Origin of the sequence: Thioclava sp. F34-6 (assembly GCF_002213235.1) — a bacterium.
GTDB lineage: Bacteria > Pseudomonadota > Alphaproteobacteria > Rhodobacterales > Rhodobacteraceae > Thioclava > Thioclava nitratireducens.
The window spans coordinates 85,164-97,904 of the sequence record NZ_NBOA01000002.1 but is presented as its reverse complement, the minus strand read 5'-3'; the positions used below and the strand labels follow the sequence as shown (position 1 = coordinate 97,904).

Genomic DNA, 12,741 nt, shown 5'->3' with positions numbered 1-12,741 from the left:
CGCCGGATGTGGGGTGAGATCAGTTCGAGGCCGATTTCGGTGTCGCGGCTTCCTCGGCCGATCCGTTGCGGACGAAATCGGGGATGTCCGTCGCCAGCCACTGCTGCGAGATCTTGTCCATCGTGCCGTCTTTCATTGCGGAGCCGACGAACGCGTTGATCTTGGCCAGAAGCTTGTCTGCGCCCGGCTCGACCGCGATGCCCTGGACCTGGCTCGAAAGCGGGAACTTCTCGTCGAAGCGACCCGGCGCAGCCTTCGCGATCTGCGCGGCCACGACGTTGGACACACCGATCAGCGGCACCTGCCCCGAGAGGAGTGCCTGCACTGCGGCCGCGTCGTCGTCGAAGCGGCGGATCGTGGTGTCGTCGGGGGCGACCTTGGTCACGCCCGCGTCCTGAGTCGAGGCACGCACGACGCCGACCGATTCACCAGACAGATCAGCCGGCTTCGAGACCTTTTCCTCTTTCTTGCCGTAGACCATAATCTCGATCCCGGCATAGGGGCGCGAGAAATCGACCCGCTTGGCGCGCTCGGGCGTGATGCCCAACGAGGCGACCAGCACATCGACCTGACCTGAGAGCAGGTAGGGGATACGGTTCGGGCCGGTCACCGGCACGATCTCGATCTTGGTGCCCAGGTAGTCGGCGAGCGCCTTGGCGGTATCCGCGTCATAGCCTTCGGGCTTGCCGCTGGTGCCCATCAGACCGAAGGGCGGGAAATCGACGAGCATGCCGACCTTGAGCACGCCGGCCTTCTCGACCTGATCGAGCGTGGTGGCTTGCGCGTGGCCTGCCATCAATGCGCCGACCGTCAGGGCCGCCGTTGCGACTGTCTTGAGAAACTTCATGTTTTACTCCTCCTAAACCTGAAGCGGGTGAAAAATCAGCGGGTGAATGCGAGGCGCATCCGCCCTTCCAGCCGGCGCGCATAAAGCGACAGCGGCCAGCAGATGATGAAGTAGATCGCGGCCACCAGCCCGAAGACCACGAAGGGGTCGAAGGTCGCGTTGTTGACGATCTGACCGGCGCGCGTCAGCTCGGTGAAGCCGATGATCGAGGTCAGCGAGGTGCCCTTGATCAGCTGCACAAGGAAGCCGACGGTCGGGGCTACGGCGATCCGCGCCGCCTGCGGCAGAACCACATGCTGCATCCGGTCGCGATAGCTCAGCGAAAGCGCGGTCGCGGCCTCGGTCTGCCCCGACGGCACCGCCTCGATCGAGCCGCGCCAGATCTCGCCCAGATAGGCGCTGGCATGGAAGGTCAGCGCGATCGCCGCCGCCAGCAGCGGGTTGATCGGCAGGTTCAGCACGGTCAGCCCGAAATAGAACAGGAACAGCTGCATCAGGAGCGGGGTGCCCTGGAAGATCCGGATGAACCCGGCGCTGATCCGGCGCAGAGCCTTCGAGCCCGAGCTGCGCGCGAGTGCCACGAACAGCCCGCCGATTGCGCCGCCGATGAAGGCGATGACCGACAGCAGAAGCGTCCAGCGCACGGCCTCGATGATGAACAGGATGTCGGAGGGACCGAATTGGCGGATCATGTCAGCGGCTCGCAGGATAGTTGAAAATGGCGTTCTGGACGAGTTTGAAGAGGCCCGAGAACAGCAGCGAGAGAACGAGGTAGAACGCGGTCACGACGAGGTAGATCTCGAAGCTGGCGAAGGTCTTGGCGTTCAGATCCGCCCCTACCGAGGCCAGATCGTTCGCGGAGATCGTCGAGACGACCGACGAGGTCAGCATCAGGTAGATGAACTGGCTCGTCATCGCCGGATAGACGTTGCGCAGCGCCGGCTTCAGGATCACGTAGCGGAAAATCTGAATCGGCCCGAGACCCAGCGCGCGCCCTGCCTCGATCTGGCCATGGGGCACGGATTCGATCCCGGCGCGGGTGATTTCGGTCCCGTACGCGCCGACATTGATCACCAGAGCGATCAGCGCCGCGACATTCGGATCGAGAGAAATCCCGATCGCGGGCAGCCCGAAATACAGAAAGAAGATCTGCACGAGGAAGGGCGTGTTGCGGATGATCTCGACATAGGCGCCGACGATCGCGTGCAGCACCTTCGAATGCGAGGTGCGCGCAGCAGCCCCGAGAACCGACACGATCAGTCCCAGAAGCATCGCCGCGAAAGACAGGCGGATGGTCAGCCATGCGCCGTAAAGCAGTAGGTCCAGGTTCTCGAATACGGGCGTGAAGTTGAAGTGATACACGTCGCCTCCCTGCGTGTAACCACATGCCCTCGCGCTCCTCAACGGTCGGGCATGCTCATTTAGATCGATCTAATTAGAACGATCTAAATTCCGAGTCGCAAATCACGGGTACGTGAGTGAAAGACGTCGGGGTAAGTTGGGATCAGTCGGCGGGACCGGTGGTGTCGCGCACCCGCAGGCGCGGCGTCACGATCTCGGTTTTCCGCTCTGCGCCCGGATCTGCGATTCGCCGCAGCAGCAGGCGCGCCGAAGCCGCGCCGATCTGGCGCGGGAAGACCTGCACCGTGGTCAGGCGCGGCGGCGCACCGAGATCGATGAAGGACAGGTTGTCGTGGCCCACCACCGAAAGATCGCGGCCGGGCATCAGCCCCAGATCGAACAGTCCCCGCAGCAGGCCCGAGGCGAGGATGTCGTTGAAGCAGATCGCTGCGGTCGGGCGTGGCTCGAGCGCCATCAGCATCGCGGCCGATTGAGGCGAGCCATCCCATGCGAGCGGCACGTCGATCACCCCAGCATTGATGAGCTCCTGAGCCCGCATCTCCTCCTCGAAGGCCGCGAGACGTTCATCCCGCGTGGAAACCTCCCCCGCGAGCGCGACGAAGGATATCCGTCGATGGCCGAGATCGCGCAAATGCCGCACGCTCAGCCGCACCGCGAGGCCGTGATCGGAGCCTGCGAAATCGCTGAGATCGCGGCCCACGTGGCGCATCGCCTGCACCAGCGGCACGCCAGCCGCGACCAGCTTCTCTATCGTATCCGGCGCGGTCCCTTCGGCGGGAAACAGGATGATCCCCTCCGCGTCATGCTCGCGCAACCGGCGGAGCAGACCCGATTGCCGTTCCGGATCGTCCCGCGAACTGGCGAGCATGACCTGATAGCCCTGCTCGTCCAGCTCGGCCTCGATCCCCTCGACGAATTCCGAGAAGAAGCTGTTCACGAGGTTCGGAATGATCACGCCGATAGTGCGGCTTTTCTGACCGCGCAGACGTGCCGCGCCGCTATTGGGCACGTAGTCGAGCTCGGCGATGACCTTCTCGACCTTCTCGCGCGTCTTCGCCGCCACGAGGTCCGAGCCGCGAATGACGAGCGAGGCCGTCGCGCGGGACACGCCCGCCGCCCGCGCCACATCCATCAATGTCGTACGCTTCACCGCCATAATCGCGGAGTAACGACAGGAAGGCGCTCGCGCAAGCACGACACCTCCGTCACGCGACTAGCTGCGCTCATTGGGAAACGGCCGCCCCGTCTGGGGAGACCGTGTCAACGCGGGCACGAGAGCTTAGCGGTAGTGCTTCTGCGTCATGTCGAAAGCGCCGCGTTTCAGATCCATCTTGAAGAACTTGTGGTCACGCTTGAGGCGCTTCACCGCCTCTCGCCCGAAACACAGCAGATCGTCGACGAACAGATCGAAGGGCTGCATCGCCTCGATGATGCGCGGCTCGATCCGGTAGTCCAGCTCGCCCGCATCGTCGGAGCGCGCGTGGGCCTGCGCCAGCGCCTGCCCGCAGGCATGGGCATAGTCACGCCAGCTGTCCTTCGAAAGATCGTCGAGGTCGATATCGTCGCGGAACGGCGCACGTTCGCGCGACATGAAGCTCATATCGTCGATCTCCACGCTGCCGTAGAAGACATCGCCATGCGCCAGATGCACCCGCTGGCCATGCGCGATCCGGTCGCCCTTTTCACCGGCGACAAAATCGTTCTCCGGGACCAGACCTTCGAGCGCGGACTGCCGGGCACGCTTGAACTCGATGATCAGATCGTCGCTGGCATTCTTGCTCGGACCTTCGATCAGGCAATAGTAGCGCGGCAGCCCCAGCGAGGCCGTTCCCTGCCCATGGCGGATGCACACATCCTTCACCTTCAGCTGCCCGGCGCGCCCACCGGGATCGATCCCGTTCTGCTTGGCCACGTCGTTGATGTAACCCTGAAACTCCGAGATCCGACTGGAGATCGGCGTCAGTTCGTCATTCGCCCGGAAGCCCCGTCCGGTTTCGTTGAGATAGCGATCCCAGAGCCATTCCTTCCGACTATTGCGCGCCTTCTTGAACATCCGTCGGATCACCTTCGGACTGTTATCGGGGCGCATCTGCTGGCTCGCCTCCTTGTCGTGGCGGGCATAGAATTCCATCCCGTCACGATAGCCTTCGACGAATTTGCGCACGATCTTCTCACGGTGCTTCTTCTTCTGGTCTCCCTCCTCCTTGGCGGCGATCAGAAAGCCAGTGATGCCGCGCTTCAGATCCCAGGTGAAGGGCCCGTAGAGCACGTCGTCGAAATCGTTCACGCCGAAGATCGGCACGTTATCGGCATTGGGCATGATCCCGAAATTCTCCGGATGGACATCCCCGAGCGCGAGCACCGTCGGCATCCGCTCATCCTCGCCCAGCATGTCGCGGTGAAACAGCAGCGACGTGCCGCGGAAGAAGGAGAACAGCGAATCCGCCAGTTCCTCGAATTTCTCGCTCGCGCCCTCGGCCTTCTCGTCGATGCGCACCGCGTGGTCCTCGATGATCGTCGAGCGCACATGCAGGCGACGCGCAAGCCCGGTCAGATCGCCCGGACGCATCACGCAGGGGTATTTCACATAGGCCTCGGCGAGCTCGCGATAGGCCTCGACGCGGCTCTGGAGCTGTTGGACGGGCGCAACCCCGGTGGCCTTGCGCGACCGTTTCTGGCTCGACGCTTTCGAATTGGAAGATTTCGGCTTGTTATTGCCTTCCGCCATGGGGGTGCTCCTTTTCGGGGTTCGCTCTCCTAACGGGAGGACGGGCGAAGGCGTTCCGAAAAACCGGCGTGAGCCCCAAGGCTCAGGGCGTGTATTCTCCGCAGAGCGACCGGGAGAGGCGCGCCGCCCGCGTCTGCGGATCGTCGAACGTAAGGACATGGGAGAGCTTTGTATAGGCCGACTCCGGCGTCATGTCGCGCCCGTCGATCACCCCGTGATCGCGCAGGACCGCCCCCGCCGCATAGGTGCCAAGCGCCATCCCTCCCTCGGGACATTGGCTGACCCCGATGACCGGGACCGCGCGGGCCTGCGCCGTGGCAAGCGCCGCGCGCAGGCCGGGCGTGTCGGGCGCAGTCCCCGAGCCGTAGCAGCGCAGCACCAGACCGTCACAGGTCTTGGCTGCATGGTCGAGCAGGCTCTCCTCCGCCCCCGGCGCCACGGCCAAAACGGCGATCCGCGCGGGCCTGACCGGATGACGGATCAGGCGCGGCCCCGGCTGGCAGGGCGGGATGTCGGAAGGATCGGCGGCGAAGGCATCGAAAGCGCGCGAGTGGCTTTTGCGGACCCGCGCGCCGTGCAACAGGCGTCCGGCGAATTGCACCCATATGCCTGGCGTAGCTATCCGCGCCGCCGCAATCGCGTCGCGCAGATTGCGCGCGCCGTCATTGCCCTCGACCGAAAGCGGCAGCATCGAGCCGGTCACGATCACCGGCTTGCCCAGCCCTTCGAGCGCGAAGCATAAAGCCCCCGCCGTATAGGCGAGCGTATCGGTGCCGTGGGTCACGATCACCCCGTCGAAACGGTCGTGATGCGCGGCGATGGTCTCGGCGATCCGATCCCAATCGGCGGGTGTGGCATTGGCGCTGTCGATCAGCGGATCGAGACGTAGGGTCTCAACCTCGCGCCCCTCGGGCAGGGTCGCGAGGAAATCCTCGACCACGCCCTGCTGCGGTACGAAACCCGCATCAGAGGCGACCATGCCGATCGTCCCGCCCGTATGGATCAGAAGCAGCGCCACGCCGCGTCCCTCAGTTCCGCGACAGGACGCTGGAAGGCCGTGCGCGGGCCAGAGAGACGGTCAGCGCCGCAACGATCAGCGCCTTGATCAGATCGCCGGGGATGAAGACGACCATTAGCGAAGTGCTTTCGATCAGGCTCTTGCCGAGCGCAAGCGACAGCCCGACGATTCCCATCGCGTAGGACAACACGATCCCACCAAGGATCGACCCTACGAAGACCGATGCGCCCAGCGGAACCGAGCGCCATTTCTCGACGACGAAGCCGGTCAGCCACGCGGCCAGCGGCCAGCTGAACAGGAACCCGCCCGTCGGACCGAAGAAGACGCCGAGGCCCCCACGACCGCCGGCCAGCAGCGGCAGACCAACGGCCACCAGCAGCAGGAACAGCAGGACCGCCAGAGCACCACGCTTCGAGCCCAGAACGGCGCCGGCCAGCATGATCCCAAGGCTCTGCGCCGTGATCGGCACACCGAAGCCCAGCGTGATCTTCGGGATTAGCGCGAGTACCGCGATCAGGGCCGCAAACAGCGCGATCAGCGCGACATTCTTTTCCATCTCAAGTCTCCCTCTCGGATGTGAGCCCTCCCCGGGCCCGTAGCGCATCGCCGACATGGTCGGCATCGTCAAGCGCAAGAAGCGTGAAGGGCAGCACCAGCCGCCAGCTCGGCCGCCGCGTGGCCCGGGCGCGCCAGCTTTCGGTCAGGCGCGCACCCTTGTTGGTCAGCACCGGCACCATGCGGATCACCAAAGCGATCGCGATCTCCAGCGCGGCGGTCGACAGCCCGAAGCGGCGCAACGGTGTCGTGAGCCAGCGCACAACCGCGATCATATCACTGAGCCGCGTCGTCATCGACACGAGGTTCGCCAGCGCCACCGCCGAGATCATCCGCATCACGATCACCGCGCCTTCCGCGATCTCGCCGATCACCATCTGCCAGATCGCGACGATGACGATAAACGGCCAGAGCAGTTTCAGCGCCGACAGGCCCGCGCGCAGGAAGGCGCGACCGGGCAAGGCATAGGCGATCAGGATCGCCGTGGCGACGCCCGAGAGGATCAGCGGGCTTTCGATATAGAACAGACCCACGGTCGCGAGGCAGAGCGCTGCGAGTTTCAAACCCGCAGGCCAGTCATGGGCGGCGGTCTTAACGGGAGAGCTGAGCGATATCATCGGCCTCTCCCGCGCGGGTCATCTCTTCGACATAGGCGGGCAGCACCTCGCGCGCCGCGCCATGCATTCGCAGCCGCCCTTGGTCGAGCCAGAGGATTTCGTCGTAATGCTCCAACTCGCGCGGGTCGTGGGTCACCTGCACCAGCGTCCCGCGATAGAGCGTCAGCGCGCGACCCAGCTGCGCCTTGGTCGGGATGTCGAGGCCGGAGAAGGGCTCGTCCAAGATCAGCAGGTTCGGGGCCATCGCGCTCACCGCCATCAGGCATAGAAGCTGCTTCTGGCCCTGGCTGAGCGTCGTGACATAGGCATCGCGCCACGCCGCCTTGCCGAACTGCGCGAGTGTCTCTTCCGCCGCAGCCTCGGCTTCGGTTTTCCTCATCCCCTGCTGGCGCAGCCCGAAGGAAATCTCCTCGATCACGGTGGGGAAGATGATCTGATGATCGGGGTTCTGGAACAGGATGCCGACCTCGCGCAGCGCGGCCTTGCGGTCGGCGGCCAGATCGTGGCCGTTGATCCGCAGGCTGCCCCGGCTCGGCGCAATCAGCCCGGCCATCAGCCGCGAGAGGGTAGATTTGCCCGATCCGTTGCGCCCCACCACGCCGATGCGGCGGGCACGGGTCTCAAGCGAAATCCCCTCCAGCACCGGGCGACCGTCGAGATCGTGGCCCAGATCGGAAATCGCGATATGGCTCGCAGAAGTAAGGGTCGCGCCGTCAGACATGCGCCGGGTCATATACGCAGTCGCGCCGCGTTTCCAGACGCCCTGCGCATAGCTAAAGGCGCGCAAGGTTTCCCCCGCGCGCCTCTCTGTCTCAAGTGTCACTCAGTTTACCGAGGCTCGGTCCGAAGACCCTTCCAGATCGCCCAGCACATCACCAGCAGAACCAGCGTGAAGGGAAGACCGGTCGAGATCACCATCGCCTGTAGCGCGCTCAGCCCCCCGCCGATCAACAGCACGATCGCGACCGCGCCCTCGAAGGTGGCCCAGAACACTCGCTGCGGCACCGGAGCGTCGACCTTGCCGCCTGCCGTGATCGTGTCGATCACGAGCGAGCCAGAGTCCGACGAGGTCACGAAGAACACGATCACCAGGATGATCGCGATGACCGAGGTGATCGAGGTCAGCGGGAGACCCTCCAGCATCGCGAACAGCGACAGCGGCGGGTTGTAGCTATCGATGACCTGCGCCTTCACCGGCGAGCCTGCCGGGTCCGAGATAACCTGGTCGATCGCGACGCCACCGAAGACCGCCATCCACAGCACGCAGACGAGCGAGGGGATCAGCAGCACGCAGATGATGAACTCGCGCACGGTACGGCCACGCGACACCCGGGCGATGAACATACCGACGAAGGGCGACCAGGAAATCCACCACGCCCAGTAGAACGCGGTCCAGCCGTCGCGATAGCTGTCATCCGTGCGCCCGATCGGGTTCGACAGCGGGATGATGTCCTTGGCATAGGCCAGAAGACCCTGACCGAAATCGGTGAAGATCATCAGGGTCGGACCCGCGAAGAGAACGAAGAGCAGCAGCAGCGCCGCGATGCCCATGTTGATCTCCGAGAGCAGCTTCACGCCGCCGTCGAGGCCGCGCAGCACCGAGAACAACGCAACGCCGGTGATGATGGTGATCAGAATGATCTGCACCGTCGTGTTGATCGGAACGCCGAAGACGTGATTGAGACCCGCATTCGCCTGCTGCGCGCCGAAACCGAGCGAGGTCGCAAGACCGAACAGTGTCGCGAACACCGCGATGATGTCGATGATGTGGCCGGTCCAGCCCCAGACCTTCTCACCGAAGATCGGATAGAAAGCCGAGCGGATCGTCAGCGGCAGCCCCTTGTTATAGGAGAACAGCGCCAGCGCGAGCGCCACGACCGCATAGATCGCCCAAGGGTGCAGACCCCAGTGATAGATCGTCGCGGCGAGACCCATTTCCTTGGCCCGTGCGACATTCTCCGGGATCAGGTTGCCATCCGCATCGAAGGGCGAAGGTGTGCCCAACGGCTGCGATACCGCCATGTGATAGACCGGCTCGAGCACGCCGAAGAACATCAGACCGATGCCCATACCGGCCGCGAAGAGCATCGCGAACCAGCCCATATAGGTGAAGTCCGGCTCGGCATCCGTGCCCCCCAGACGCACCGCGCCATAGGGCGAGACGATCAGGGCGAGACAGAAGATGACGAAGATGTTCGCGGCGCTCATGAAGAACCAGTCGAAAGTCGAGGTCAGCCACGGGCGCATTGCGCCGAAGATCTCGCTCGCCTGTTCGGGCAGGGCTAGCGCATAGAAGACGAAGGCCACGATCGTCAGCGCCGAGATCATGAAAACCGGGTTGTGAATGTCGAAACCGAAGGGCCCGACTTGGCCTTCCAGGTTGTCCTGACCGATTTCGTAATCGGTTTCGATGAGTTGCGTGTCCCCTTCGGGGGCAGGGATACCCTGAACTTCTTCAGGTTCGGCCATATGCCGTCCTCCTGTCCTTATTGGTTATGTTGGTCCGCTTATCCGCGTACGAGGAAGACCGACGCATCGCTGTGCGCGGCCAGATGTCCCCCATGCGAGGCAAAGAGATAGTTGGCCGCGTTGGGCACGTGCGTGGCCATCACGACGAGATCGGCCTCGAGATCGTCGGCCACCTTCAGCAACGTCTTGTCGAGATCCACGGCAGGATCGGGCACGACGACCGCCTTCCCCGAGGCCTTGTGCCCGAATTCGTTGGCATGACTATCCGCGAAAGCGTCCAGCTTCGCGGCATATTCCTTGGCATTATGGCCGAATTCGCTCGGCTCCTGGCTCGTAACACCTATGAAAACGACTTCCGCGTCGTGTTTCGCTGCGATTTCCGAAGCGACTCTCAACGTCTTGTCCATCTTCTCGACGTGACGCAGGTCGACCGGAACCATGATTTTCTCAAACATCTCGATCCGTCCCTCAGTCTTGAAGCGCAGCACCCTATTGCAGGATGCAACGATATCCAACCAACCCAGTGTGTCACAATCGGTTCCGGAAATCGTGAATAAATATTAAAGAAATGACATGCCGTTATCGGGTGCGGCGCGCGACGGCCCCAATTTCGCCCAAAACCGCCATACGCGAATGTACCATGTCCAATCGCCTCAGACCGGAGAGGGCGAGACGTTTTCACCGCCGATATGGAACAGATTTCAGCGGCACCAACACCGTGATCGCGGTCGCGGCGCCTCGACATCACCCACGCAACGGGCGTTCATTCCGGCGAAACATGCGGCCCGTCTCTCGGCTTTGGAGGACGCGTATCCGGCGGACGATCCGTCACTCGCGGGCGGCCTCTCCGCACCCGCCCCGCCAGGAGCCAAGCGCTACAAATGCAAAACGCCCCGGCCTTTCGGTCGGGGCGCTTCGTTACTCAGATGAACCGGTCGGTTCAGCCACGCTCTTCGACGATTTCGACGAGGTGCGGGATCTTCGCGACCATACCGCGCACGGCCGGGGTATCTTCCAGCTCACGGGTACGGTTCATCTTGTCCAGACCCAGGCCTTTCAGCGTGGCACGCTGGATGGCGGGGCGACGGATCGGCGAACCGATCTGCTTGACGACGATGGTAGCCATTGATCGCTCTCCTTACGCTTCCGTGGCTTCGGCAGGTGCCTCGGCCTCGGGCTTCTTGAGGATGTCGGCCACTTTCTTGCCGCGGCGCGCAGCCACCTGACGGGGGCTTGCTTCGCGGGTCAGACCGTTCAGCGTGGCACGGATCATGTTGTAGGGGTTCTGGGTGCCGGTCGATTTCGACACGACGTCCTTCACGCCCAGCATCTCGAACACGGCACGCATCGGACCACCGGCGATGATCCCGGTACCTTCCGGTGCGGTGCGCATCACGACCTTACCAGCGCCGTGACGGCCCTCGATGTCGTGGTGCAGCGTGCGGCCATCGCGCAGCGGGACGCGGATCAGGTTGCGCTTCGCTTGCTCGGTGGCTTTGCGGATCGCTTCCGGAACCTCTTTGGCCTTGCCTTTGCCGAAGCCGACACGGCCACGCTGGTCGCCGACGACCACGAGGGCTGCGAAGCCAAAGCGCTTACCACCCTTCACGGTTTTCGACACGCGGTTGATCGCGACGAGGCGATCGGCGAATTCCGGGTTTTCGTCGCGGTCGTCGCGGCGGCCCCGGCGGTTGTCACGTTCTGCCATGAGGCATTCCTTCTCGTGATGGCGTGGTCTCACGCCGTTTGTCTCAATCCAGGTGCCCCGCCCCGAAGGGCGCGGCCCGGATCATCGGGGGGACGCGAACGTCCCCCACCAGTCTTAGAACTTCAGACCGCCTTCGCGGGCTGCGTCGGCGAGCGCCTTGATCTTCCCGTGGAACAGGAAGCCACCGCGGTCGAAGTAGCAGGTTTCGACACCGGCCTTCTTCGCACGCTCGGCGATCGCGGCGCCAACCTTGGCTGCCGCTTCGACGTTGTTCTTGCCGACCACACCGAGATCCTTCTCGAGCGTGGAAGCGGCGGCCAGAGTGCGACCGTTGACGTCGTCGATCAGCTGAACGCTGATGTTTTTCGACGAACGATGCACCGAAAGACGGGCGCGACCAGCGGCCATCTTGCGAAGCTTGTTCCGGACGCGCAGGCGGCGCTTGAGGAACAGATCCCGTTTGCTGTTTGCCATTTTCGCGTTCCTTACTTCTTCTTACCTTCTTTGCGGAAGATATACTCGCCCTTGTAGCGGATGCCCTTGCCCTTATAGGGCTCGGGAGCACGCCATTCGCGGATATTTGCCGCGACTTGGCCCACCTGCTGCTGGTCGGAACCTTCCACAACGATCTCGGTCTGCTTCGGAGCGGTGACAGTCACGCCCTCCGGAACCTCGAAGTTGACTTCGTGCGAATAACCGAGCGACAGCTTCAGGACGTTGCCCTGCATCTGCGCACGATAACCAACACCCTGGATCTCCAGCTCCTTCTTGAAACCTTCGGTCACGCCCTGCACGAGGTTCGCGACCTGCGAGCGGGTCATGCCCCACTGCTGGCGCGCGCGCTTCGAGAGGCCACGCGGGGTGACGGTGACGAGGTTGTCCTCGACCTTGAGGGTCACATCGTCGGTCGCGGTGAAGGAACGGGTGCCTTTCGGCCCCTTCACTTCGATGGTCTGGCCCGACAGCTGCGCCGAAACGCCGCTGGGAAGCTCGACCGGTTTCTTACCAATACGAGACATTGAGCCCTCCTTAGAATACGGTGCAGAGCACTTCGCCGCCGACATTGGCGGAGCGTGCGTTTGCATCCGACATCACGCCCTTCGAGGTCGAGACGATCGAGACGCCGAGGCCCTGACGGACCGACGGGACGTCTTTCGCGGCCATGTACACGCGACGACCGGGGGTCGAGACGCGCTGCAGCTCGCGGATGACCGGGGTGCCCTCGTAGTACTTGAGGCTGATTTCCAGCTCCGGATGGCCGGCAGCAGACGTCGTCTGCTCGTAACCACGGATGTAGCCTTCGTCAGCCAGCACGTCGAGAACCCAAGCGCGGAGCTTGGAGGCCGGGGTGCGGACGGTGGATTTGCCACGCAGTTGTGCGTTGCGGATGCGGGTCAGCATATCGCCGAGAGGATCGTTCACAGACATGTCGCCCTC

16 protein-coding genes are annotated in these 12,741 nt (G+C 63.6%); all 16 read right to left on the bottom strand.

Annotated elements, in window-relative coordinates; all coding sequences use genetic code 11:
• Positions 1 to 19: 19 nt before the first annotated feature.
• A complete protein-coding gene (locus tag B6V72_RS03655; protein WP_088719476.1) occupies positions 20 to 847 on the bottom strand; it encodes a transporter substrate-binding domain-containing protein in 828 nt (275 codons plus the stop codon).
• Positions 848 to 882: 35 nt separating this feature from the next.
• Positions 883 to 1,539: an amino acid ABC transporter permease gene (locus B6V72_RS03650; protein ID WP_088734723.1), complete on the bottom strand. Its 657-nt coding sequence runs from the start codon at positions 1,537 to 1,539 to the stop codon at positions 883 to 885.
• A gap of 1 nt (position 1,540) precedes the next feature.
• Positions 1,541 to 2,209: an amino acid ABC transporter permease gene (locus B6V72_RS03645; protein ID WP_088719475.1), complete on the bottom strand. Its 669-nt coding sequence runs from the start codon at positions 2,207 to 2,209 to the stop codon at positions 1,541 to 1,543.
• A gap of 142 nt (positions 2,210 to 2,351) precedes the next feature.
• Positions 2,352 to 3,365 (bottom strand): LacI family DNA-binding transcriptional regulator, encoded by a 1,014-nt coding sequence (locus tag B6V72_RS03640; protein ID WP_088722250.1) that lies wholly within the window; start codon positions 3,363 to 3,365, stop codon positions 2,352 to 2,354.
• 123 nt (positions 3,366 to 3,488) lie between these two features.
• Complete coding sequence (locus tag B6V72_RS03635) at positions 3,489 to 4,937, bottom strand: DUF2252 family protein (protein ID WP_075773864.1); 1,449 nt, start codon at positions 4,935 to 4,937, stop codon at positions 3,489 to 3,491.
• A gap of 82 nt (positions 4,938 to 5,019) precedes the next feature.
• A complete protein-coding gene (locus B6V72_RS03630; protein WP_088734722.1) occupies positions 5,020 to 5,955 on the bottom strand; it encodes an asparaginase in 936 nt (311 codons plus the stop codon).
• 10 nt (positions 5,956 to 5,965) lie between these two features.
• Positions 5,966 to 6,511: a biotin transporter BioY gene (locus B6V72_RS03625; protein WP_075773862.1), complete on the bottom strand. Its 546-nt coding sequence runs from the start codon at positions 6,509 to 6,511 to the stop codon at positions 5,966 to 5,968.
• Between the two features lies 1 nt (position 6,512).
• On the bottom strand, positions 6,513 to 7,127 hold the full coding sequence (locus tag B6V72_RS03620) for an energy-coupling factor transporter transmembrane protein EcfT (RefSeq protein ID WP_088734721.1): 615 nt from the start codon (positions 7,125 to 7,127) through the stop codon (positions 6,513 to 6,515).
• Positions 7,102 to 7,848 carry an ABC transporter ATP-binding protein gene (locus B6V72_RS03615; protein ID WP_233242999.1) on the bottom strand — a complete coding sequence of 249 codons (747 nt, stop codon included), beginning with the start codon at positions 7,846 to 7,848 and terminating at the stop codon, positions 7,102 to 7,104. Before B6V72_RS03615 ends, B6V72_RS03620 begins: the two co-directional genes overlap by 26 nt.
• Before the next feature lie 107 nt (positions 7,849 to 7,955).
• Positions 7,956 to 9,596, bottom strand: coding sequence for a BCCT family transporter (locus tag B6V72_RS03610; RefSeq protein ID WP_088725397.1), 1,641 nt, complete (start codon positions 9,594 to 9,596; stop codon positions 7,956 to 7,958).
• Positions 9,597 to 9,634: 38 nt separating this feature from the next.
• Positions 9,635 to 10,051: a universal stress protein gene (locus tag B6V72_RS03605; RefSeq protein ID WP_075773859.1), complete on the bottom strand. Its 417-nt coding sequence runs from the start codon at positions 10,049 to 10,051 to the stop codon at positions 9,635 to 9,637.
• Between the two features lie 485 nt (positions 10,052 to 10,536).
• Positions 10,537 to 10,722 carry a 50S ribosomal protein L30 gene (rpmD, locus tag B6V72_RS03600; protein ID WP_075773858.1) on the bottom strand — a complete coding sequence of 62 codons (186 nt, stop codon included), beginning with the start codon at positions 10,720 to 10,722 and terminating at the stop codon, positions 10,537 to 10,539.
• A 12-nt stretch (positions 10,723 to 10,734) separates the two neighbouring features.
• On the bottom strand, positions 10,735 to 11,304 hold the full coding sequence (rpsE, locus tag B6V72_RS03595; protein ID WP_075773857.1) for a 30S ribosomal protein S5: 570 nt from the start codon (positions 11,302 to 11,304) through the stop codon (positions 10,735 to 10,737).
• A gap of 114 nt (positions 11,305 to 11,418) precedes the next feature.
• Positions 11,419 to 11,778, bottom strand: coding sequence for a 50S ribosomal protein L18 (rplR, locus tag B6V72_RS03590; RefSeq protein ID WP_075773856.1), 360 nt, complete (start codon positions 11,776 to 11,778; stop codon positions 11,419 to 11,421).
• A gap of 11 nt (positions 11,779 to 11,789) precedes the next feature.
• Entirely contained in the window at positions 11,790 to 12,323 is a 534-nt protein-coding gene (gene rplF, locus B6V72_RS03585; RefSeq protein ID WP_075773855.1) for a 50S ribosomal protein L6, read from the bottom strand.
• Positions 12,324 to 12,333: 10 nt separating this feature from the next.
• On the bottom strand, positions 12,334 to 12,732 hold the full coding sequence (gene rpsH, locus B6V72_RS03580; RefSeq protein WP_088719470.1) for a 30S ribosomal protein S8: 399 nt from the start codon (positions 12,730 to 12,732) through the stop codon (positions 12,334 to 12,336).
• Positions 12,733 to 12,741 lie beyond the last annotated feature (9 nt).